Here is a 21,745-nt window from a genome sequence, read left to right as displayed (position 1 = left end):
CACCTCCATGCGGTAAGCAGTGAGCGGAACGAGCGGCGGGATGGGAGATGCGAGGCTGCTCATCGCACCGCCCCTGCACACCGAGCCAGGAAGGCGTCGGCGTCTACGCGCCGGATCGCAGTGCGGCGGCCGATTTTGATTGGCTTGAGATCGCCGGCGTTGAACAGGCGATATACCGACGTGCGGGAGATGCGAAAGTAGACGGCGAGTTCGTCGACCGAGAGGGCTGCGGTCGCGAGACCGACTGCTGCTTCGGCTTGCTGTTGCTTGGTCATGTACGGCCTCGGCGGAACAAGTTGCGCCGTGAACGTACGGTGGCGTCTGACACCTTAAGACGCCGATTTTGACTGACTTACTGTGCGGCCCTCAACGCGTTCGCAGCCGCCTCAAAGGCGCTCACATCAGCTTCGCCGTCTTCCACCCTGAAGAAGCAACGGGCCAGTTCGTTGAGCGCGGCCCTGCGAGCATTCTTCAGAGAGGACACAGTCATCGCGCCGCGCCCTGGACCATTGCCCACGACCGCGAGACCGCTACCGCCACCCACTCCCGCCTTTGCCCGTCGCGTTGGGTCCGCTAGCAGCCGAGCAGCATCGCGATACCAAGTCGCCGGGCTCGATCCTTGCTGGCGTGAGACATCGTCAAGTACGCGAAGTACGAGAGCATGCCGCGCTGCATCTTTCGGGCGGTGCCGCGGCCGAGCGAGTGCATCGCGGGTCAATCCCAGCAGTTTCAGGATTAGCCTCGATGAAGCTGATTCACGGCACGCTAAGCGTAGAAGCTCATCGGGATCTTCTCCCAAACGCTGCGCCTCGGCACGCAGGAAACTGCGTGCATCGTCTCCTGACAAGACCGGCCGGCCGTCCGGCCAGCAAGCCGTCAATTTGATCGGGCTGATACTCATGCTGCGAAACCAACGGCAACGAAAGCAGCAACGAATTCAAGTCGGGGCAGAGAAACGGCGACTAAGGCCTTGATCCTGCTGGCGCTCCCAAGGGGAATCGAACCCCTGTTTTCGCCGTGAGAGGGCGACGTCCTAGACCGCTAGACGATGGGAGCTTCCGGGCAGGCGGGGGTTCCTATACCGACGGGATCGGTGGTCGGCAAGGGGCTTGGAACAGGTTGGACGAAACAGCGGTCATACCGGATGTGCAGGACCTGGACGAGCCGCAACGCTTGTCCGTTACAGTGACAGACGAGGCGAGTTCTGAGCGGCTCGATCGCGTACTGGCGGCGGCCTTTGCCGAATTGTCGCGCTCTCGGCTGCAGGCGCTAATTCGAGAGGGCAGGGTGCTGTGCGATGGGATTGCGCTGCGCGATCCATCGCGAAAGGTTGGGCCAGGGACCCACATTGTGGTCGACCTACCCGAAGCGGTCGCGGCCGAGCCGCAGCCGGAGGCGATGGACCTCGTCATTCCCTACGAGGACGACGATCTCATCGTGATCGACAAGCCGGCAGGGCTCGTGGTGCATCCCGGCGCCGGGCACGAGAGCGGCACGCTGGTCAACGCGCTGGTCGCACATTGCGGAGCGAGCCTATCGGGGATTGGCGGGGTGCGGCGGCCCGGCATCGTGCATCGGCTCGACAAAGATACGAGTGGGTTGCTGGTCGTCGCAAAGAATGACCGAGCGCATCATGGGCTCTCGGCGCAATTTGCCGATCACGGACGCAGCGGCGATCTCGAGCGGGCCTATCTAGCGCTGGTCTGGGGCATACCCGAGCCGCGGGCCGGCACCATCACCGCGAACCTCGCACGCAGCCAGCGAAACCGGGAAAAGATCGCGGTGGTGCGGGAAGGTGAGGGGCGGCACGCGGTCACCCATTATCGGGTCGAGGCTGCGGCCGATCACGATGGCATCGTCGCCCTGGTGCGCTGCGTTCTGGAGACGGGGCGGACGCATCAGATTCGGGTACACCTTAGCCATCGCGGCCATCCGCTGCTCGGCGACGACACCTATGGCAGTGCGATGAAGACGAAGGCAGCCAAGCTCGGGGAGGCCGCGCGCACAGCGCTCACGGCGTTGGGGCGTCAGGCGCTGCATGCAACGTTGCTCGGCTTTCGGCATCCGCGAACCGATGAGCGAATGCATTTCGAGAGCCCGCTGCCGCCGGACATGGCGAAGCTTGTGGACGCGTTGTCGGGAAAGCCGGTCTAACGGCCGAGTTGCGCAGGCGCACCGGTCAAGCACTCGCTGAACGATGGGGTGCGTTTCGGCACCGCAGCGCATGGCATCGGCGTGCAAATTTCAAACCTGAAGCCCGGTTGGCGCGTTGCAGTCACTCGCGTGACGAGCCCCGCTACCGGGCCGCCGTGCTCTCCTGTACAGATGGGGAGCGCACCGGCCGGCTCAAGAGAGAGGCCGTTCGTGAGGGGGCCTGCCCGACAGGGGGGCCGATACAGGAGGTGTCCATGGCAGGCGCATTGCCCGTGCTCGCCAATGAAGGTGGCCTTTCGCGCTACCTCGACGAGATCCGCAAGTTCCCGATGCTGGAACCCGCGGAAGAATTCAAACTGGCCAAGAACTGGCGCGACGACGGCGATCGCGAGGCGGCGCACCGGCTCGTCACGTCCCACCTGCGCCTCGTGGCGAAGATCGCCATGGGCTATCGCGGCTACGGCCTGCCGATCAGCGAGGTGGTGTCCGAGGGCAACGTCGGCCTGATGCAGGCCGTCAAGCGCTTCGAGCCGGAGAAAGGCTTCAGGCTCGCCACCTACGCCATGTGGTGGATCAAGGCGGCGATCCAGGAATACATCCTCCGCTCGTGGTCGCTCGTGAAGATGGGCACGACGGCGAACCAGAAGAAGTTGTTCTTCAACCTGCGCAAGGCGAAGGGCCGCATCTCGGCGCTCGAGGACGGTGATCTGCGCCCCGAACAGGTCCAGGTCATCGCCAAGAACCTCGGCGTGCCCGAGCAGGACGTGATCGATATGAACCGCCGCCTGTCCGGCGACACCTCGCTCAACGCGCCCTTGCGCGAGGAGGGCGAGGGCGAGTGGCAGGACTGGCTCGTCGACAACTCGCCGAGTCAGGAGAGCGTGCTCGCCGCCGAACAAGAGGGCTCGAATCGCCTCTCCGCCCTGCGCGACGCCCTCTCGGTGCTGAACCCGCGCGAGCGGCGCATCTTCGAGGCGCGCCGCCTGGCGGATGATCCGATCACGCTGGAGGATCTTTCCGGTGAGTTCGGCGTGTCCCGCGAGCGCGTGCGTCAGATCGAGGTGCGCGCCTTCGAGAAGGTACAGGATGCGGTCAAGCGCAATATGGCGACCCGCGAGGCGCCGCGCGCCGAAGCACGAGTCTGATCCGCATAGGTTGAGATCAACGCCGGAAGGGTCCCCCCTCCGGCGTTTTTCTTTGCGGCGCCGTCATTGCTGCCGAGGCTTCGCCTCGCAACGATGGGCGAGCTTCCCGCTCAGCGCCACTGACTGAAGGCATCCTGCAGGACCCGCGCGCCGGCAGTGCCGCGCTCGAAGGACAGGATGGCGCGGGGGCCGTCCTTGTACTTCACGGCGAGATCGATCCAGTTTCGGTGGGTCAGCATTTCAGTGTTGCGGTCGATGTCAGAGGGCAGGTTCGAGAGACCTATTAGGAAGAGGTTATCACGCACCCGGACCGGCAATCCGGAGACGGGCGAGCCCCGCCCACCCTCCTCGTCCTTGAGCTGGAGCAGTCCGATTTCCTGCACGGCACGCTTCTCGCCGGGCCCGTAATTGGTGAAGGCCAGCTCGATCGTGTGGGAGGCAGGCAGCGTCGCGTCCAGGTTCTTGCGAATCGTCATCGCCAGCGTCAGGCCGGCCTCGGGAAACTCGATATTCGCTCGCACCGCGCTCTGCAGGGGCTGGCCTTGCTCACCGTTTACTGCATCGAGGCGCCAGAGCACCCGGCCCTGGATAGCCGTCGGCTGCGCCTTTGGATCGGCGCTGTTTTCTTCATAGAGCACAGCGCGTTGCGCCACGGCGACGTCGGGGCGCGATGGCGCCGGTGCAGGCGACGTCGGTGAGCTTGGCGACGTGGGCGTCGCGTTCGAGCCGGATTCCTGCACTGCGCTCTGCTGATCACCCTCTGGCTTCTCGCCGCCGACCCGATCGGACAGCTTGGCGTCGGGCTGTGCCGGCGCAGACGCTTCGGTATCCGCGGAATCCTGCGGGAGGTCGCTACGCTTGTCGGCGAGCATGATTGCGGCGACGGCGATCAATCCGATCACCACGGCAAGCACCCCGCCAACGACGAGGTTGCGCAAGCGCCGCGACTGGCCTGTCCGCGGCGCCTTGACGTCCAGCTTGGGCCTGCGGCGGCCATTGCCGCCCTCGGGCGGAGCCACGTCCTGCACCGAAGGCGGTGCCGGGGCGGTATCCTGCACAGGCACCCCGGGATCCTCGTCTAGCCTCGGGCGGCGCGGCGGCGGGACGAAGGGCGTGAAAGCGGGCGGCGGGCCAGCCTCGGGCAGCGGCTCTTCGGCAGGCGCTTCCGGCTCCTGGGGTGGAGGCGGTGGCGATGGGGGGATGAAAGGCGCAGCCTCTGGAACCGCCGCAGCAGGCGGGAGAGGTGCGGCGGTGGGCACCGGCTCGGGCTCGGGCTCTGACTTCGGTTCGGCTTTGACCTCGGGAGGGGTCGGAGGCGGTGCCGCCGGAGGAGGAGGAGGCGGTGCTGCCGGCGCCCCGTTCTCGCTCTCGAGACGCTCGATCGCGGCATCGAGCGCCTTGCGCTCGACCTCGATCGCCTCGTCAGGCAGCGGCGGCTCCAGCGTGCGGAGCTGGCCGATCAACGCGCTACGGGCTCGGTCGTACACGGCCTTGCGCAAAGCGGGTGTGCGATCCGGCAGCGCGTCCAGCGCCCGTGACAGCAACGGATAGTAGTCGGCCATCGTGCCCCGATCCGCCCGTGCCTAGAGCCTGCGCCCGAAGCGTGGCTCCAAGATTTTGTCCTGTTGCGCTTTTTGGCGGCGAACCGGCATCAATTCCATTGAAAAGCGCGTCAATCCTCGAAGGGGTTGTGCATCAGGATGGTGTCGTCGCGCTCCGGCGAGGTCGAGAGCAGGGCGACGGGCGCGCCGATCAGCTCCTCGATCCGCCGCACGTACTTGACCGCCTGGGCCGGCAGGTCCGCCCAGGAGCGGGCGCCGCCGGTGGTGCCGTCCCAGCCCTTGAAGGTCTCGTACACCGGTACTGCGCGCTGCTGCGCCCCCTGGCTCGCCGGCAAGTGGTCGAAGCGCACGCCGTCGATGTCGTAGCCCGTGCAGATCCGGATCTCCTCGAATCCGTCGAGCACATCGAGCTTGGTGAGGGCGATGCCATCGATGCCGGATGTGCGAACGGTTTGGCGCACGAGGCAGGCATCGAACCAGCCACAGCGCCGCTTACGGCCCGTGACCACGCCGAATTCGTGTCCGCGCTTGCCGAGCCGCTCGCCGATCTCGTCGGTGAGTTCGGTCGGGAAGGGGCCTTCGCCAACGCGGGTGGTGTAGGCCTTCGCGATGCCGAGAACGTAGCCGACCGCGCCCGGGCCGAGGCCGGAACCCGTAGCGGCCTGGCCGGCTACGGTGTTCGACGAGGTCACGAAGGGATAGGTGCCGTGGTCGACGTCGAGGAGTGCGCCTTGCGCGCCCTCGAACAGGATGCGTTTGCCGCCGCGGCGCGCCTCGTCGAGCAGGCGCCAGACGGTGTCCTGGTAGGGCAGCACCTTGTCGGCAATGCCGGTCAGCTCGTCGTGGATGGTCTGCTCTGCGATTTCTGGCAGGCCAAAGCCGCGGCGCAGGGCGTTGTGGTGCGCGAGCAGGCGCTCGATTTTCGGCCCGAGCGTGTCGGGCTCGGACAGGTCCATGACGCGGATAGCACGACGGCCAACCTTGTCCTCGTAGGCCGGGCCGATCCCGCGCTTGGTCGTGCCAATCTTGGTGCCGGGGGCGCCGTCCTCGCGGAGCGCGTCGAGCTCGCGGTGGAGCGAAAGGATCAGCGTGGCGTTGTCGGCGACGCGAAGGTTCTCCCGCGACACCTCGACGCCCTGGCCGGTGATGCGCTCGATCTCGGCGACAAGCGCATAGGGGTCGAGCACCACACCGTTGCCGATCACGCCCAGCGTCTTAGGGCGCACCACGCCCGAAGGCAGCAGCGACAGCTTGTAGACGTTGTTCCCAACGACGAGCGTGTGGCCAGCGTTATGGCCACCCTGGAAGCGCACGACGATGTCGGCCTGCTCGGAGAGCCAGTCGACGATCTTTCCCTTGCCCTCGTCACCCCATTGGGCGCCTACGACAACGACGTTGGCCATACCGGTCTCGACTTGCTTCCCGTGGCCACTCAGCGGTCAATGAGTTCGACCGTCTCGCCACGCGCGAAAACCCCGGCTTGTAGCCGGGGCGAGGATAAGGCGCGTCTTCGGCGATCAGGCGAGGCAGGTCAAGCAAAGCCCGCGGTGCACACAGCGCATTCACGTGGCGGACCCGGGATTACTTCGCCTCGGCTGGCGGCTTGATGACCGGCATCGAGCTTCCGGAATCGCCTGGCGGGATCGTCTTGATCTCGGGATCGACACCGCCCGGCGGCTTGATCACGCCGTCCGACTTCTGGAGCTTGTCGCTCAGCGTCGGGCCGCTCGAACCGTCCGCTTCGGGCCGAATTTTCTCAGGGACCTGCTGGCTCGGAGGAGGCAACTTCGGGTCGCTGTCCTGGCCCCTCTGTGGCACGGACGGATCCTGCGCGTAGGCAGCCGTGGTCAGGATTATCGCGGCGACCGCCGCAGGAATTCGCTTGAGCATGGGACGTTCCCCCATCTGGCATGCAGTGTTGCCGGGAGAACGGATGGAGCGGGGCAGCGTTCCGATGCGCGCCGTGGCGCTTCGACCCGGCGGCGGGAGGTGCTATGCTGATCCAATGCCTCGCTGGCTCGCCATCCTCTGTGCCATCCCGCTGCTGCTGCTCATCGTGGCCGCAGCACTGACCGTGGACGATCCCTGGGGCATCGCTCTGGCCAAGCTGAGCGAGGGCGGCCTTTGGACGGGGCTCGCGGCCTTCCTGGTGTTGTGCGTGGTGATGACGCTGCGTCAGTCCCGCGCCTCGGCGAAGGCGAAATAGAGCTCGCGCAGGCGCCGCGCGACCGGACCGGGCCTGCCGTCGCCCAGCGCCCTGCCGTCCACCGAGACCACAGGCATCACGAAGGCCGAGGCGCTGGTGTAGAAGGCTTCGGCGGCATCGTGCAGTTCCTCTACCGAAAACAGGCGCTCCTCGAGCTTGAGGTCGAACTCGGTGGCCAGTGCGATCACCGCGCGCCGCGTGATTCCAGGCAGCAGCGCGTTCGAGAGGGGCCTCGTGACGATGGTACCGTCGCGGGTCACGATGAAAGCCGTCGAGGATGATCCCTCTGTGATCGACCCGTCCTCGACCATGAAGGCTTCGGCCGCGCCGGCCTCGCTCGCCGCCTGCTTGGCGAGAACCTGGGCTAGGAGCGCCACCGATTTGATGTCGCGCCGCTGCCAGCGGATGTCCGGCACGGTCACGACCTTCGCCCCACTCTCGGCGAGCGGATTGTGCGCGATCTTCTTCGCCTGGGTGAAGGCGACCACGGTGGGCGCCGTGTCCTTCGGGAAGGAAAAATCGCGCTCGGCGGCACCGCGCGTGACCTGGAGATAGACGAGGCCCTCTTCGAGGCCGTCGCGCGCGACGAGCTCGGTCTCGATCCGCACCCATTCTTCGAGCGAGTAGGGATTCTTGATGCCGATTTCCGAGAGCGAGCGCTCCAGCCGCGCCACATGCCCGGCATTGTCGACGAGACGGCCGCCCAGCACCGCCGCGACCTCGTAGATCCCGTCAGCGAATAGGAAGCCGCGGTCCAGAACCGAGACGCTGGCCTGCTCCAGAGGGAGGTACTCGCCGTTCACGTAAGCGGTGCGCGTCATGCCGTCCCGTCTCGCTCTTACCCGGCCCCAAGCACGAACCGTGCGACGTTCACTCCGTCGTCAGCGTGAGGCGAAGCTTACGCTTCGCCGAACACCCTGCGGAAGATCGTGTCGACGTGCTTGAGGTGGTAGCCAAGGTCGAAGCATTCCTCGATCTGCTCGGGCTTCAGCACCGCTGTCACTTCTGAATCCGCCTTGAGCAGGGTCAGGAAGTCGCCCTCGCCGCGCCAGACCGGCATCGCGTTGCGCTGGACCAGCCGGTAGGAATCCTCGCGCGACAGGCCACCCTGCGTGAGCGCCAGCAGCACGCGCTGCGAGTGGACCAGGCCGCCGAGACGGTCGAGGTTCTTCTGCATCTGCTCAGGATAGACGAGCAGCTTGTCGATCACACCGGTCATGCGGGCCAGCGCGAAGTCCAGGGTCACGGTGGCGTCGGGGCCGATCATGCGCTCGACGGAGGAGTGCGAGATGTCGCGCTCGTGCCAGAGAGCCACGTTCTCCAAGGCCGGGGTCACGTAGCCGCGTACCATCCGGGCGAGACCGGTGATGTTCTCGGTGAGCACTGGGTTGCGCTTGTGAGGCATGGCGGACGAACCCTTCTGCCCCTCGGAGAAGAACTCTTCCGCTTCCAGCACCTCGGTCCGCTGCAGGTGGCGCACCTCGATGGCGAGGCGCTCCATGGAGGAGGCGACCACGCCGAGCACCGCGAAGAACATGGCGTGGCGATCACGCGGGATGACCTGCGTCGAGACCGGCTCGGCCGCGAGCCCCATCTTCTCGGCGACATATTCCTCGACCCGCGGGTCGATGTTGGCGAAGGTGCCGACGGCGCCCGAGATCGCGCAGGTGGCGATTTCCCTGCGCGCAGCCACCAGACGCTCGCGATTGCGCGAAAACTCGGCATAGGCCTGGGCGAGCTTCAGCCCGAAGGTCACCGGCTCGGCATGGATTCCGTGCGAGCGGCCGATGGTCGGGGTCATCTTGTGCTCGAAGGCGCGCTTCTTCAGCGCGGCCAGAAGCTTGTCGAGGTCGGCGATGAGGATGTCGGCGGCCTTGGTCAGCTGCACGTTAAGGCAGGTATCGAGCACGTCCGACGAGGTCATACCCTGGTGGACGAAGCGTGCCTCCGGCCCGACGATCTCGGCAAGGTGGGTCAGGAAGGCGATGACGTCATGCTTCGTCACCGCCTCGATCTCATCGATCCGTGCGACGTCGAAGACCGCGTCCCGGCCCTTCTCCCAGACCTTATCCGCAGCTTCCTTCGGGACGACACCGAGTTCGGCCAGCGCCGAGGTCGCGTACGCCTCGATCTCGAACCAGATCCGGAACCGGCTCTCCGGCGACCAGATCGCGGCCATCTCGGGGCGGGAATAACGGGGGATCATGACGCGATACGGCTCCTTCGGGATTGCCGCGATCGCTAGTCCCCAAGGCCCTCGAAGGCAAGGAATGTCCGCCCTGCGACTGCCTCAGGACGTCGGGCGCAGGTGCAGATAACTCGCATCAAACCCGGCCGCCTCGACGAGCCGGTCCCAGTCGAGAATCGTCAGGATCGAACCCTGGAGGGTGATGAGACGGGCGCGCCGGAGTTCGCCGAGCATCCGTGTGACGTGGACCGAGGTCATGCCGGTGGCATCCCCGAGATCCGAGCGCGTCACCGGCCATTCGAGGCTGTGGTCGCGGGCGAGGCCGACGCGCGCCAGGCGCAGATACATCTCGCAGATCAGATGGGAGAGGCGCTCAAAGGCGGAGCGCCGCCCGATCCCCACCATCCACTCACGGAAGATGCCGGCATCGATCAGCGTATCCCGCCAGAGCACGGCACCGATGCGCGGATGATCGGCGACGAGATCCTGCAAGGGGCGGTGCGGGACGAGTGCGACCTCGCACGGCGTCAGCGCAGCCAGGGAGTGGTCCATCACCTCAAGATAGATGCTGTGCAGGTCCGGCATCTCGCCGGCGACGTGAAACGACAGGATCTGTCGGCGGCCGCTCTCCAGGATGCGGTAGCGAAAAAGCCAGCCGCGCAGGACCACGCAGGACTGCGTCGGATGCTCGCCCTCCTGGACGACGTCCTGAAAGCGGGTGAGCGTCTTGATCTGCAGCGGCAGCGACTCGAGACGATCGATCTCCGCCTGGTTGAGTTCGGTATTGGTCTGCAGGCGGCGCGTCAGCCGGCTCAAGTGGTCGCGATCGGACACAGCGTGCCTCCGCTTAGCCGGCCTGCGCCAGCCACTTGGCATCGAGCGCGAGGCGGGCCGAGAGCAGGGAGGTCTCGTCGCCATCGCGGACCGTGATGACGAAGCTGCGATGATCACCGTCTGGAAGTTCATCGCGGGCGATGTCGAGCAGCGAGCAGATCGCCTCGCGGCGCGCGCTCTCGCCATCGGGCAGTTCCAGGCCCTCCTCGTCGCGTACGTGACGGTCTCCGTCGGCGACATCGAAAAAGTATCGCGGCAACCCGGCCTCCCTTCAGCGCAACAGCTCCAGCCTGCCGCAATCGGCCAGCCGCTTCGCGAACCTATGTTCGCGCAGCCAAGCCGCCATCCGGCTAACGCAGCCGACAACGCGCGCCGACGGCGCGCCGTTGCGGTGAATGCGAATGACGCGGGCGAAGGACAACGGGGTTGCGATCGGAGGCGGGGAGGGGCGGATCCCGGCTGAGCGGATCCGGCAGCGTGCCTACGAATTGTGGGAGCGCAACCACTGTCCACCGGGCCTCGAAATGCGGTTCTGGCTGCTCGCCGAGCAGCAGTTGCGCGCAGAAGTAACGCCAGAGCCGGCCGAAGGTGAGGTCGCCTGATGTCGGTGCACGACCCGATCCGCCGCGCTTCGACGGCCTTGAAGCCGCAGAAGCCGGCCTACCGCGCCCTGGTCCTCGATGCCGAGAAGAAGGTACTGCGCACCGAGGTTCTCTTCGCCCAGACCGATGCCGAGGCCCTGTCTCTGGCCGCCGCGCTCGCTTGGCAGTGCGACGTCGAGCTCTGGGATGGCCTGCGCTTCATCGAGCAGATCGCGGCCGGCACCGGGCGGGCGTGACGGCGATTAGGGCCCCGTGAGCGCGGCTTTCAGCGCCTCGTAGCTCTTCTTGTTCTCGGGGTGGCAGAGTTGCCGGTCGAGATAGCCCTGCACGGCGCCGGAGAGCCACCAGCTCATGGACAGATCCTTCATCGGCTTGCCGGAGGTGTCGATGGTGCCGGGCTCGCCGTCGAATCTGCAGCCCTGGCCCGGCCGGAGCATCGGCACGCGGTCATAGACCTGGAAGCGGATCACCTGCAGGCCGGCATCCTCCGCCTTGTGGGAGGCCTCCACCGCATGGCCGTTGCGCGTGCCGACAAGTGCGGCGAGCGGTGCGGTGAAGACGTCGTACCAGGTCGGATCGTGAGGGGCCGGCAGCCGGTCGCCCGGCCCCTCGGTCGAGGCCGTGGTGGGGTTGTTGGTGATGGGCACGATGACGGCCCTCAAGCCAAATCCATCAAGCGCCTTGGCGAGTTCGCGGGCTGTGGTGATACCGTCATTCTCGAAATAGCCGCCGTCGACCAGCATCGCGCGCAGGGTCCCGTCATCGCCGCGCAAGCCCGCCTGGGGCGAGACCACCGGGAAGCGTGCGCTCGCCGCGGCGGCACTCGACAGGCGCAGGGTCCGCCCTGCTCGGGGCTGCCCCGACGCGCAATCGCCTGTGGCATGCGCCATCGTCTCGAACAGGTCGTAGGCCAGTGGCAGAACGCGTCCCTGCCTGCCGCCATCGCAGAGATCCGGCTGCAAATCCGTGATGACCAGCCGCCGGCCGTCATCCACTGAGGTGGTGTTCTGGAGAAGCCGCGGCGCCCAGCCGGCCTGCGCCGTTGGGCCCTCACCGACGAGGCGCGCCAGACCGAAACGCTCGGCACCGGGCTTCCTCGGCACGAGCCGATCGTAGCGGCGCTCGAAGGCGCGTTCGAGCAGTACGGCGCGATCCTCGTCGACCAGGAAGCCAAACAAGTCGCGGAAGGCCAGCCCGATGAAGGCCGGTGACAGGAAATCGCCGGCGAGCAGGGTTTGCAGACAGGCCTTCCAGCCAATCGGCTGCTGGCCGGGCGAATGGCCGTAATTCTCGGCCGGCCCGAACCAGAGGGAATCGAGCCTATCGCAGGGCGGCCCCGCCTCGGACGAGGCCTCGGTCATCGCGCTGCGAATCATGGCGGAGCCGACCGCACCGCCCGACACGCCCGAAAAAGCGAAGAGCCGGTTCCGAAACGAGGGCTCCCGGTCGATGATATCGCCCACCACGGTGGCCGTGAAGAAGGCCGCGCGGCTTGCTCCGCCTGCGCTCGCGACGATGACCGGGCGGGCAGGGCAGGACGCCTTTGCATCTCCGGAGCAATTGGCGGCCTTCCAGCCCGCGACAGCCTCGGCCAGCGTCAGCCGGCGCCAATCGTCGGGCGTCTTAACGGTCCGCAAATCGTGGAAGCGCTCCTGCAGTCCGGTGAGGATCACGAGGCCGAGCAGCGTCAGCCCGACGACAGGCACCCGCCACTGGTGGGACAGCGAGGAAAGGAATGCGAGGAGCGAGACGGGCAGGCCAAGCATCAGCACGACGAAGGGCGCCCGCGAGACCTGCTCCGCCAGGCTCAAGGGCACGATGATCGCTGTGATCCAGCAAGCCGCCTGGGCCAGCAGCAGCAGCAAAGCCGCGACGTCCCAGGGGATAGGGCCCTGGTTCTGGACGGCGCGCGCAGCACGGCCCCGCGCCGTGGCGAGATCGAGAAACCAGAAGGCCCTCGGTTCGGTCAGCAGCGTCGTCGTGCGCCCGGTGAGCTGATCGGCGAGGTAGGACCAGAACGGTTCGCGCCGCTCGCGGGGGCTCACGACCCAGCCGCGAAATACTACGTAGAGGAGATAGAGCAGGCAGACGATGCCGACTCCCCAGAAGAGCTTCGTCGAATCGTCGAACAGGAACGCTTTCTGGATCGGCGCGACGTCATCATGGGCACCCCAGATCCCGAGCCCAATCCCGGCAAGGCAGAGCAACCCCAGCAGGCGCGGAATCCAGGTCGCGGCAGGCCGGTAGCAGAGCCGCAGATCGCCGAGACGATGCGGCTCCAACGGCAAGGGCTCACCGGGAGCCGCCCAAGCCTGCTGCTCCAACGCCTTGCGCGCGCTGAAATGCACGCTGACCGCCCAGAGGAGTGCCAGCCAGAAGAAGCTGATCCAGTACGACGTGTAGAGCTGCGACTCCATGAAGAGGTCGCGCGCCGGCTCGGCCTGCCAGAACAGCAGAAGACCGAGACCAGCGCTGAGCGCGGGAATGCGGCAGACCCAGAGGACGCGGAGCCACCGCAAAACGGCGCCCCAGGCGAAGATCCAGCGAGCGGCGAGCAGGCCGAGGACAACGCCGGCACCGACGATCGCACCGGGCGAAATGGAGTCCATAAGCCCAACCTCCGAACCACCAGCGCCCCGCGCGATTCGCCTGTTCAACATAGCACCGCGCTTTCGCAGTCTTGGTGATCGTCAGACCGATAGCGTGGAACTTCACTGGCTGCCGACGACAGTCTTCGGGCCGCCGACGACGCGCTTCCGTCCTCCGCGATCGTGCCACGCGGCAGCCCTATCGGGTCCTCTGTCGGCTCGCGCCAATCGTCGTGGCAGCACGCCTGCTCATCACCCTCGCCGCCGGTCTCGCGCAGGGCCAGTCACCGCGGGAGATCGGCGCATGGATTGCGGAGCTTCAGAAGAAGGGCGAGTTCGCCAAGGTCCCCGATCAGACGACCGGACTCGAAGCCCTCGTCCGCCGGTGCACGGGTACGCGCAACCTCTTCTGGGTTCTCACGCTCGCCCTTCTCGGCCAGTGAAGGACGGAGGTCGCCCGCTAGACAGAGGCCGAGGCGCTGAACCGGCGCGTCCTGCCCTGCACCAGAAGCGAACGCCGTCTCCCTGATCTCTGAGATCGCACAGAAGCTCAACGCGACAGCCAGGGCGGCCTGATCGGAGAGAGATTGGTCACGGCAAAGCGAAGGGCGACCTGTGCAGCGCGACTCTTAGGGCAGGATCGTCGGCGAGTGTCGATGCACGATCGCAGGCGCCGGCCGGCGCTGGATGTCGTATCATCGTCGAAACCTCACCCTGCAGGCGAGCCATCGATGAACGACACCGCCCTCGAACGCCCCTTCATCCCGCTCGCCATCGCCGTGCTAACCGTCTCCGACACGCGCACGATCGAGGACGATCGCTCCGGCGATACGCTTGTCGGGCGGCTGGAGACGGCCGGTCACAAGCTCGCCGCCAGGGCGATCGTGCCCGACGAGATCCCAGCGATCCGCAAGACGGTCGAGGCCTGGTCGCGCGATCCGGATATCGACGTGATCCTCACCACAGGGGGCACCGGCTTCACCGGTCGCGACGTCACCCCCGAAGCGATCGAACCACTCTTCGAGAAGAGAATGGACGGTTTCTCGGCCGTCTTCCACCGCATCTCCTACGACAAGATCGGCACCTCGACCCTGCAATCGCGGGCCACTGCCGGGGTGGTGCGGGCAACCTACGTCTTCGTACTGCCCGGCTCGCCCGGCGCGTGTAAAGATGCCTGGGACGGGATCCTCGACGCACAGCTCGATTACCGCCACCGGCCCTGCAATTTCGTCGAGATTCTGCCGCGGCTCGACGAGCATTTGCGTCGTGGGGCGACGATCAGCGTCTAGGGCAAGTCTCGCGGCCGAGCGCGCTGGTTTTGGGAGGACGAATTGGGGCGCCCTGAAAGCTCGCAAGCGCTTATCCGCGGCAAGCCGGAAAGCAAAGCTTGAGGATCGGAGGGTTTGCCGCCTCCGTGATTTGAGGAACCGAGCCGAAATCCACCTGTTGTCCCGAGGCAAAAAGACGATCTACCGCCTCAACAACTGGGAGTAGCATAATGAAATTCGCCCTCGCGCTCGCGGCCGCGCTCGCCTTTGGAACCCTCGGCTTCGGAGCCACCGGCGCCTCGGCGGCCAGCGGCAAGAGCACCATGCAGACCGGATCCAACGCAGATGCCGGCGGCGGCTCCAGCGGCAAGATGTCCGGTGGCAAGATGCAGTCGAAGTCGATGAAGAAGAAAAAGATGTGAGCGGCAAGGCCGCTTGACATCCAAGGGCGCCTACGGGCGCCCTTTTTTGTTCTGCACCACTCTCAGGGACCGGAGTCCATGCTGCCGCGACTGGTCTGTGCAGGTCTCGTATCGGTAGCGATCCTCGGCGAACCCGAGAGCGCGGCAGCCGGTTCGCCGCTACAGGTGAAGGAACGGCCAGCCTCACGGCAGAGTCCGGCACAATGGGTAGCGATGGTCGTGACGAAGGTCAGCCGATCCGGCCAAGAAGCATCCCAGGATCTCCCCGGCAACAGTTCCCGAAATTCACGCGCAGCCATTCCTGAGGGTACTGTGACGATCCGGATTCGGATTGGTTCCGAAGGCATGCTGGAGGGCGCCGCAATCGAGGAGAGTTCAGGCTCCGATGCTCTCGACAGACGCGCGCTCCAAGCTGCCAAAGCGGCCGCGCCCTTTTCGCCGCCCCCGGCAAAGCTGCTGACGTTGGAGGGGTTTACTGAGTTGGCCTTTGCGGTGGAGTTTGCGCGGTAAGGGGTGCGAGGCCTGCTTGACTCGGCATCCCCCACACCCTTGAACGCGCGGCCAAGGAACGATCCATTTTTCGGGGGCGACGATGCGAGTGATTGAGACCGAGATCCCCGAGGTCAAGCGGGTGATCCCGAAGCGGCATGGCGACGAGCGTGGCTGGTTCTCGGAGGTGTTCCGGATGGACCAGCTGGCCGAGCGCGGCATCGCCAACGTGTTCGTGCAGGATAATCAGTCGTTCTCTGCGCCGGTCGGGACGCTGCGGGGCCTGCATTTTCAGACCCCGCCTGCCGCACAGGCCAAGCTCGTGCGGGTGCTGGCCGGGGCGATCCTCGATGTGGCGGTCGATATCCGACGCGGTTCGTCGACCTTCGGGAAGTACGTCGCTGTGCGGCTCGATGCGGAGAATGGTGAGCAGCTCTTCATACCGCACGGCTTCGCCCACGGCTTCTGCACCCTGGAGCCGAACACCATGGTCGCCTACAAGGTCGACGCCTATTACAGCCCGGCGAACGACCGTAACATCGTCTGGAACGATCCCGAGATCGGGATCGACTGGCCGGTGAGTGAGGCCGAGGCAATCCTTTCGGCTAAGGACAAGGCCGCCCCCCGGCTCGCCGAGGCGCCAGAGCTGTTCTGACTGTAGGATCGCCCAGGCGGCTGACGGAGAGTATTGTCATGCGCATCATCGTGACCGGCGGCTGCGGCTTCATCGGCTCGGCGCTCGTCCTGCATCTCGTGCAGGACCTCGGCCACGAGGTGCTCACGCTCGATGCGCTGACCTACGCAGCCAATCCGATCTCGCTGGCTCCCCTGGAGGGCGATGCGCGGCACCGGCTGGTGCAGGCCGATATCTGCGATCCGGCCCGCATCCACGCCCTCTTCGCCAAGTTCGCGCCGGATGCAGTGATGCATCTGGCTGCCGAGAGCCACGTCGATCGCTCGATCACCGATCCGGGGGCGTTCGTGCGCACCAACGTGGTCGGCACACAGGTCATGCTCGACGGCGCTCGTACATACTGGGAGACGCTGTCCGAGGCGCAGCGGAAGGCGTTTCGCTTCCTCCATGTCTCCACCGACGAGGTCTACGGCTCGCTGCCGGAGGGCGCCTTCTTCACGGAGGAGAGCCGCTATGATCCGCGATCGCCCTATTCGGCCTCGAAGGCCGCTTCCGACCATCTGGCGCGGGCCTGGCACGAGACCTACGGCCTGCCGGTGCTGGTGACCAACTGCTCGAACAATTACGGGCCACGCCATTTCCCGGAGAAGCTGATCCCGCTGATGATCCTCAACGCGCTGGAGGGGAAGAGCCTGCCGGTCTATGGCGATGGCCTCAACGAGCGCGATTGGATCCATGTCGAGGATCACGCCAGAGGGCTCGTCGCCGTGCTGGAGCGCGGGCGGGTCGGCGAGACCTACCTGCTCGGCGGCCGCTCGGTGAGGAACAATCTCGGTGTCGTGAAGGGGCTCTGCGCCGCCTTCGACCACCTCCGGCCGCAAAACGCTCCGCACGAAGAACTCATCAACTTCGTGACGGACCGGCCCGGCCACGACCGGCGCTACGCCATCGACTGCAGCAAGGCTGAAGCCGAACTCGGTTGGCGGCCCGAGAAGGTCTTCGAGGCGGCGCTGGAAGAGACGGTGCGCTGGTATCTCGAGAATGAGAGCTGGTGGCAGCCGATCCGCGCGGGCCGCTATACGGGCGAGCGCCTCGGACTGGCGCCGGCCAGGCAGGCGTGAGCGTCCTCCCGATGGACATCCTCATCCTCGGCGGAGCGGGCCAAGTCGGGACGGAGCTTCAAGCCTATCCCTGGCCGAAGGGCGTGCACGCCCAGGCGCCGAGCCGCGAGGCGCTCGATATCACCGATGAGGCTGCTGTCGCCCAGATCATCAGTGAGCGTGACTGGGCTGCGGTGATCAACACGGCCGCCTACACGGCCGTCGACAAGGCCGAGAGCGACGTTGCGGCCGCCTGGCGGCTCAACGCGCTGGCTCCGGCCATTCTCGCCGCCGAAACGGCTCGCAAGAAAATCCCGCTGGTACATGTTTCGACGGACTACGTCTTCGACGGCTCAGACACGGACGCCTATGAGCCGAATACACCGATCGGCCCCACCAGCGTCTACGGAGCGAGCAAGGCGGCCGGAGAGATGGCGGTACGCACCGGCAATCCGCGCCATGCCATCGTCCGCACCGCCTGGGTGGTCAGCCCGCACAGGGGCAACTTCGTGAAGACCATGCTGCGGCTCGCCGCCGAGCGCGACACACTCACGGTCGTCGATGACCAGCACGGCTGCCCCACCTCCGCCGCCGATCTCGCTGCGGCACTGGCCACGATCGCCTTGCGGCTTGTCGCAGACGCGCAGGCCCCGACCGGCACTTTCCACTGCGTCAATGCGGGCGCCACGACCTGGCACGGCTTCGCGCAAGCCATCGTCGCCGGCAATGCCCAGCGCGGCGGGCGCGCGATCCCGGTCGAGGGCATCCCGACCAGCGCCTACCGGACTCCGGCACGGCGCCCCGCCAACTCTCAACTATCGACCGCAAGCCTGACGGCCGCCTTCGGCCTCACGCCGCGGCCCTGGCAAGAAGCGCTCGAGGACATCCTCGACCGGCTCGTCGGACCGCGCAAAGCAATCGAAAAGGCCATCCCATGAAGGGCATCGTACTCGCTGGCGGCTCCGGCACGCGGCTGCATCCGGCGACGCTCGCCATCAACAAACAGCTGCTGCCGGTCTACGACAAACCGATGATCTACTATCCGATCTCGGTGCTGATGCTCGCCGGCATCCGCGAGATCCTGGTCATCTCCAGCCCCGAGCATCTCGGCAACTATCAGCGCCTGCTGGGCTTCGGCGAGCAGTTCGGCCTGAGCTTCAGCTACGCGGTCCAGCCACAGCCGGAAGGGCTCGCCCAAGCCTTCATCATCGGCCGCGAGTTCGTGGCTAACGACCCGGTCGCCCTGGTGCTCGGCGACAACCTGTTTTTCGGCAACGGCATGAGTGAGTTGTTGCGTCGCTCGGTCCAGCGGACGGAAGGCGCGACAGTGTTCGCGTACCATGTCGACCACCCGGAAGCCTACGGCGTGGTCAGCCTGGACAAAGAGGGCCGGCCGCGCCGCATCGTCGAGAAGCCGCAGCAGCCGGAATCCCCATGGGCGGTAACCGGCCTTTACTTCTACGACAACCAGGTGCTCGACATCGCGGCGCAGGTGAAACCCTCCGCGCGGGGCGAGTTGGAGATCACGAGCGTCAATCAGACCTACCTCGATCGCGGTCAGCTCCACGTCGAGAAGATGAGCCGCGGCTATGCCTGGCTCGACACCGGCACGCATGACAGTCTGCTGGAGGCCTCGGAGTTCGTGCGCACCCTGCAGAACCGTCAGGGACTGCAGGTCGCCTGCCTCGAAGAGATCGCCTACCTCCAAGGATTCATCACCCGAGACCAGCTCATCGCCCGCGGTGAGCTCTTCGCCAAAACGAACTACGGACAAAATCTGCTGAGATTGGCTCGTGAGGAGCGCCCAGACGGAGCAGGCGCCTAGATCACGCTGCGTCTCGATCGAAAGGGCTGGGCGCGGCTGCGTCGCAGAGCCGATCGATCATCCGAGAAACCTCGCCTCGGCACCCGGGGGTGGTCGCCGGCATGCGTCTGCGCGGCCCCAGATCCGGTAGCGGTTCTTGGCAATGAACTCGTAGGCGGCGTTGCGCAGCGGCGTGGGCAACTAGTGCGCCGATGCGCCCGATCCACGACCAGGGCGGCCCGAGGCTCTCGAGCAGAGAGAGGACAGCTTCCGACTTCTGAAGGCAGCGGCCGCCGCTGATGACGAGGACCGTTTCGTAGTTGTCGTAACGCAAGCCGTAGTGCCGAAAGAGCGCCTCGCCGATTGGAGACTGGGCTGCGACGAAGCGATGGCGCTCGCGTGACCCATCGATCCATAATGTGAAGCGCACCATCCCGGAGCAAAGCCCGCAGACTCCGTCGTAGACGACAATCGGCAGGTCGTTGCGGAAGGCTGGGACATTTGGGTCGTCTCGGTAGGAGTAGGGCAGGCGTTGCATTGGCCGGATCATCGACCGTTTCGGTAACCGGGATCATGAGGCGGAGTCGGGTGCCTGTCCATGTCGCCAGGCGGCTGCGCCATGCTGAGCTGTCAGGCACGATCGACCCAAGCCGACAACGCCTTTGGCCGCTGACGCGGGGAAGGGGGCGGAGCGCCGAGCAAGCTCGCGCGGCGGACCAGATCGCCGGGCCTTGTCGTCGCCCTGTTGATGAGCGTGTCGACGAGCGCGCCGAGCCGGTCGCCGAGCGCTGCGTGAGAGCGATGCAGCCGGCCGAGCACTATGTCCGGACGGGCTGTCCCGACGAACCTGTCTACGCTGCGGATCCAGCCCTCGCGCGGCAGATCGCCCGCTTCCAGGCAGAGCAGCCAGTCGCGTCGCGCGGCCCGCGCGGCGGCTTGCCATGGGTTCTCCGATCCGCTGACGACGAGCGCGGCGCCGGAGCCGTCGGCGATGATTTCCAATCCGCTGAAGGCCTGCGCCGAGACGATCACGGCATCGGCGACGAGCCCTGCCGCCACGCCCTCGACCAAAGCGCTCAGCGTATCGGCGAGCCGCTCGACAGCCTCTGGATCGGCGGGCCGAGGCACGTGAATCAGGGCCGAGATCATCCGGCGCCCATAACGCATTTTCACGATGCGCCAAGCAGTTGACCGCGATCGCAGACAAAATCCCCCGCGATTGAACGCGATGCCCGCAATATGTGCATCGACGGACAGGCATGTTCACTTTATGTTCTAGTTGTCCTGCATTGCGACCCGTCCGCCATGGCCTCGTCCAAACCCGATCCGAAGGAGACAGCACGCCGCATCGCTGGTGCACGCCCGCGCCCCGAAACGCGGAGCGGTCGCGGAGCGACAGCGAATCCCACCGGCCGCTTCGAGGCGGCGTTCCGAGAGGATTTCGACGACGGCTGGGGCGCGCAGCGCGAACATGTTCCGCATGCTGACCCAGAGCATGATGCGGCGCCGGATTCGCTGCGCACCTCCGTGGCAACGGAAGTCGCGCGAACGCTGCTCACCTACAACACCTCGCCCGACATCGGTTTCGACCGGTCGATCAATCCCTATCGCGGTTGTGAGCATGGCTGCGTCTACTGCTTTGCGCGGCCCAATCATGCCTATGTCGGACTCTCGCCGGGCCTCGATTTCGAGACGAGACTGTTCGCCAAGACGAACGCCGCGGCCGCGTTGGAGAAGGATCTCTCGCGGCCCGGCTATGTCCCGCGCACCGTTGCGCTCGGCACCGCGACCGATCCGTACCAGCCGATCGAGCGCGAGCATCGCCTGACCCGTGGCGTGCTGGAGGTGCTCGCCCGCTTTCGTCATCCGGTCGGGATCGTGACCAAATCCGGGCTCGTCCTGCGCGACCGCGACATCCTCTCTGCGCTGGCGGAAGAGGATCTCGTCAAGGTCGCGATCTCGGTGACCACCCTCGATCCCGGCCTCGCCCGCCGCATGGAGCCGCGCGCACCGCACCCGCAGAAGCGCCTCGCGGCGATCCGGGGCCTGGCGGAGGCGGGCGTGCCGGTGATGGTGATCGTCGCCCCCATCATCCCCTCCCTCAACGACCACGAAATCGAGGCCATCCTGAAAGCCGCGCGGGAGGCCGGTGCCAGCGAGGCCAACTACGTTCTGCTTCGCCTGCCGCACGAGCTCGACGGCCTCGTCGGGGATTGGTTCTCCGAGCATTATCCCGGCCGACGGGATCACGTGTTCTCGCTGCTCGGGCAGGCCCGCCGCGGCAAGAGCTACGATTCGGCCTGGGGCACGCGGCTGATCGGGGAGGGGCCCTACGCCGACCTGATCCGGCGCCGCTTCCGCATCGCCAAGACGCGCCTCGGCTACCCGGAGGAAAAACTTCGGCAGCGCACCGACCTCTTTCGCCGGCCCGAACGGCCAGGGGACCAGCTCAGCCTTCTCTAGTGTCGACATTTGGCGCTGGGTAGCGTCGCATTCCGACCCAACCTCGCCGCATGAGGACGGTCGAGCTGGTCCCGCAACCGGATCTCCATACGGGCGGCCCTCCGGCAACGAGGCACCCGTTGCGGCCGCGCGAGGTTAGCGTCCACACTTCCCGAAGGCGGGCGATCTCTGTCGATGACCGGTGGTCAGGTGACCGCGGATTCCCTCCAGAGAAGGAGTGGCGCCGCAGCAACGCGCGCCGGCGGCCCTTGGAATGCTGTCCCTGCCGCATTGACGCTCGTTCCAC

Annotated in this window: 25 protein-coding genes and 1 tRNA gene; 14 read left to right on the top strand and 12 right to left on the bottom strand. The window is 66.3% G+C overall.

What is annotated here, in order from left to right:
• Positions 1-59: 59 nt before the first annotated feature.
• A complete protein-coding gene (locus HCU64_RS23705; RefSeq protein WP_233386860.1) occupies positions 60-275 on the bottom strand; it encodes a helix-turn-helix domain-containing protein in 216 nt (71 codons plus the stop codon).
• 705 nt (positions 276-980) lie between these two features.
• A tRNA-Glu gene (locus HCU64_RS23700) sits at positions 981-1,056 on the bottom strand.
• 99 nt (positions 1,057-1,155) lie between these two features.
• Here HCU64_RS23700 and HCU64_RS23695 point away from each other — a divergent pair.
• Both HCU64_RS23695 and rpoH read left to right on the top strand, forming a co-directional pair.
• Positions 1,156-2,154: an RluA family pseudouridine synthase gene (locus HCU64_RS23695; RefSeq protein WP_233386898.1), complete on the top strand. Its 999-nt coding sequence runs from the start codon at positions 1,156-1,158 to the stop codon at positions 2,152-2,154.
• A 254-nt stretch (positions 2,155-2,408) separates the two neighbouring features.
• Complete coding sequence (gene rpoH / locus HCU64_RS23690; protein WP_233386859.1) at positions 2,409-3,299, top strand: RNA polymerase sigma factor RpoH; 891 nt, start codon at positions 2,409-2,411, stop codon at positions 3,297-3,299.
• A 110-nt stretch (positions 3,300-3,409) separates the two neighbouring features.
• On the opposite strand, the gene HCU64_RS23685 is transcribed toward rpoH, so the two are convergent.
• The 3 genes from HCU64_RS23685 to HCU64_RS23675 form a co-directional block, all read right to left on the bottom strand.
• On the bottom strand, positions 3,410-4,861 hold the full coding sequence (locus tag HCU64_RS23685) for a histidine kinase (RefSeq protein WP_233386858.1): 1,452 nt from the start codon (positions 4,859-4,861) through the stop codon (positions 3,410-3,412).
• A gap of 110 nt (positions 4,862-4,971) precedes the next feature.
• Positions 4,972-6,264 (bottom strand): adenylosuccinate synthase, encoded by a 1,293-nt coding sequence (locus HCU64_RS23680; protein WP_233386856.1) that lies wholly within the window; start codon positions 6,262-6,264, stop codon positions 4,972-4,974.
• 178 nt (positions 6,265-6,442) lie between these two features.
• Complete coding sequence (locus HCU64_RS23675) at positions 6,443-6,751, bottom strand: hypothetical protein (protein ID WP_233386854.1); 309 nt, start codon at positions 6,749-6,751, stop codon at positions 6,443-6,445.
• A gap of 115 nt (positions 6,752-6,866) precedes the next feature.
• On the opposite strand from HCU64_RS23675, the gene HCU64_RS23670 reads away from it, so the two are divergent.
• Positions 6,867-7,067, top strand: coding sequence for a hypothetical protein (locus HCU64_RS23670; RefSeq protein ID WP_233386852.1), 201 nt, complete (start codon positions 6,867-6,869; stop codon positions 7,065-7,067).
• Here the strand turns inward: HCU64_RS23670 and HCU64_RS23665 are convergent.
• The 4 genes from HCU64_RS23665 to HCU64_RS23650 all read right to left on the bottom strand — a co-directional run bounded on the left by HCU64_RS23665 (position 7,037) and on the right by HCU64_RS23650 (position 10,348).
• Positions 7,037-7,888, bottom strand: a complete 852-nt coding sequence (locus HCU64_RS23665) for a D-amino-acid transaminase (protein ID WP_233386851.1) — start codon at positions 7,886-7,888, stop codon at positions 7,037-7,039. The two genes, HCU64_RS23670 and HCU64_RS23665, sit on opposite strands and share 31 nt — an antisense overlap.
• A 77-nt stretch (positions 7,889-7,965) precedes the next feature.
• Positions 7,966-9,273, bottom strand: coding sequence for an adenylosuccinate lyase (purB, locus tag HCU64_RS23660; protein WP_233386849.1), 1,308 nt, complete (start codon positions 9,271-9,273; stop codon positions 7,966-7,968).
• Between the two features lie 84 nt (positions 9,274-9,357).
• The gene (locus HCU64_RS23655; RefSeq protein WP_233386848.1) at positions 9,358-10,089 is read right to left on the bottom strand and encodes a Crp/Fnr family transcriptional regulator; all 732 of its coding nucleotides are present in this window, start codon (positions 10,087-10,089) and stop codon (positions 9,358-9,360) included.
• A gap of 13 nt (positions 10,090-10,102) precedes the next feature.
• Entirely contained in the window at positions 10,103-10,348 is a 246-nt protein-coding gene (locus tag HCU64_RS23650) for a DUF6894 family protein (protein ID WP_233386846.1), read from the bottom strand.
• A 142-nt stretch (positions 10,349-10,490) separates the two neighbouring features.
• On the opposite strand from HCU64_RS23650, the gene HCU64_RS23645 reads away from it, so the two are divergent.
• Positions 10,491-10,691, top strand: a complete 201-nt coding sequence (locus tag HCU64_RS23645) for a DUF2934 domain-containing protein (protein ID WP_267922635.1) — start codon at positions 10,491-10,493, stop codon at positions 10,689-10,691.
• Positions 10,691-10,927 (top strand): hypothetical protein, encoded by a 237-nt coding sequence (locus HCU64_RS23640; RefSeq protein WP_233386845.1) that lies wholly within the window; start codon positions 10,691-10,693, stop codon positions 10,925-10,927. The genes HCU64_RS23645 and HCU64_RS23640 overlap by 1 nt, the downstream gene beginning before the upstream one ends.
• 6 nt (positions 10,928-10,933) lie before the next feature.
• Here HCU64_RS23640 and HCU64_RS23635 read toward each other — a convergent pair whose 3' ends face one another.
• Positions 10,934-13,300: a hypothetical protein gene (locus HCU64_RS23635; protein WP_233386844.1), complete on the bottom strand. Its 2,367-nt coding sequence runs from the start codon at positions 13,298-13,300 to the stop codon at positions 10,934-10,936.
• A gap of 212 nt (positions 13,301-13,512) precedes the next feature.
• On the opposite strand from HCU64_RS23635, the gene HCU64_RS23630 reads away from it, so the two are divergent.
• The 8 genes from HCU64_RS23630 to rfbA all read left to right on the top strand — a co-directional run bounded on the left by HCU64_RS23630 (position 13,513) and on the right by rfbA (position 19,017).
• Complete coding sequence (locus tag HCU64_RS23630; protein ID WP_233386843.1) at positions 13,513-13,722, top strand: hypothetical protein; 210 nt, start codon at positions 13,513-13,515, stop codon at positions 13,720-13,722.
• Between the two features lie 288 nt (positions 13,723-14,010).
• On the top strand, positions 14,011-14,568 hold the full coding sequence (gene moaB / locus HCU64_RS23625; protein ID WP_233386842.1) for a molybdenum cofactor biosynthesis protein B: 558 nt from the start codon (positions 14,011-14,013) through the stop codon (positions 14,566-14,568).
• A 209-nt stretch (positions 14,569-14,777) separates the two neighbouring features.
• Positions 14,778-14,969, top strand: coding sequence for a hypothetical protein (locus HCU64_RS23620; protein WP_233386841.1), 192 nt, complete (start codon positions 14,778-14,780; stop codon positions 14,967-14,969).
• A gap of 78 nt (positions 14,970-15,047) precedes the next feature.
• Positions 15,048-15,479: an energy transducer TonB family protein gene (locus HCU64_RS23615; RefSeq protein WP_233386840.1), complete on the top strand. Its 432-nt coding sequence runs from the start codon at positions 15,048-15,050 to the stop codon at positions 15,477-15,479.
• An 82-nt stretch (positions 15,480-15,561) separates the two neighbouring features.
• On the top strand, positions 15,562-16,113 hold the full coding sequence (rfbC, locus tag HCU64_RS23610) for a dTDP-4-dehydrorhamnose 3,5-epimerase (protein WP_233386838.1): 552 nt from the start codon (positions 15,562-15,564) through the stop codon (positions 16,111-16,113).
• A 38-nt stretch (positions 16,114-16,151) separates the two neighbouring features.
• Positions 16,152-17,213 (top strand): dTDP-glucose 4,6-dehydratase, encoded by a 1,062-nt coding sequence (rfbB, locus tag HCU64_RS23605; RefSeq protein WP_233386837.1) that lies wholly within the window; start codon positions 16,152-16,154, stop codon positions 17,211-17,213.
• A gap of 11 nt (positions 17,214-17,224) precedes the next feature.
• Complete coding sequence (gene rfbD, locus HCU64_RS23600; protein WP_233386836.1) at positions 17,225-18,130, top strand: dTDP-4-dehydrorhamnose reductase; 906 nt, start codon at positions 17,225-17,227, stop codon at positions 18,128-18,130.
• Positions 18,127-19,017: a glucose-1-phosphate thymidylyltransferase RfbA gene (gene rfbA, locus HCU64_RS23595; RefSeq protein WP_233386835.1), complete on the top strand. Its 891-nt coding sequence runs from the start codon at positions 18,127-18,129 to the stop codon at positions 19,015-19,017. The genes rfbD and rfbA overlap by 4 nt, the downstream gene beginning before the upstream one ends.
• A gap of 1 nt (position 19,018) precedes the next feature.
• Here rfbA and HCU64_RS23590 read toward each other — a convergent pair whose 3' ends face one another.
• Positions 19,019-19,429, bottom strand: coding sequence for a DCC1-like thiol-disulfide oxidoreductase family protein (locus HCU64_RS23590; protein WP_233386896.1), 411 nt, complete (start codon positions 19,427-19,429; stop codon positions 19,019-19,021).
• Positions 19,430-19,626: 197 nt separating this feature from the next.
• On the bottom strand, positions 19,627-20,145 hold the full coding sequence (locus HCU64_RS23585; protein WP_233386834.1) for a hypothetical protein: 519 nt from the start codon (positions 20,143-20,145) through the stop codon (positions 19,627-19,629).
• A 156-nt stretch (positions 20,146-20,301) separates the two neighbouring features.
• Between HCU64_RS23585 and HCU64_RS23580 the strand changes: the two genes are divergently transcribed.
• On the top strand, positions 20,302-21,459 hold the full coding sequence (locus tag HCU64_RS23580; RefSeq protein WP_233386833.1) for a PA0069 family radical SAM protein: 1,158 nt from the start codon (positions 20,302-20,304) through the stop codon (positions 21,457-21,459).
• Positions 21,460-21,745: the final 286 nt, after the last annotated feature.

Source organism: Methylobacterium sp. C25 (assembly GCF_021352225.1).
Lineage (GTDB): Bacteria > Pseudomonadota > Alphaproteobacteria > Rhizobiales > Beijerinckiaceae > Methylobacterium.
This window is presented reverse-complemented; position numbering and strand designations above follow the sequence as displayed.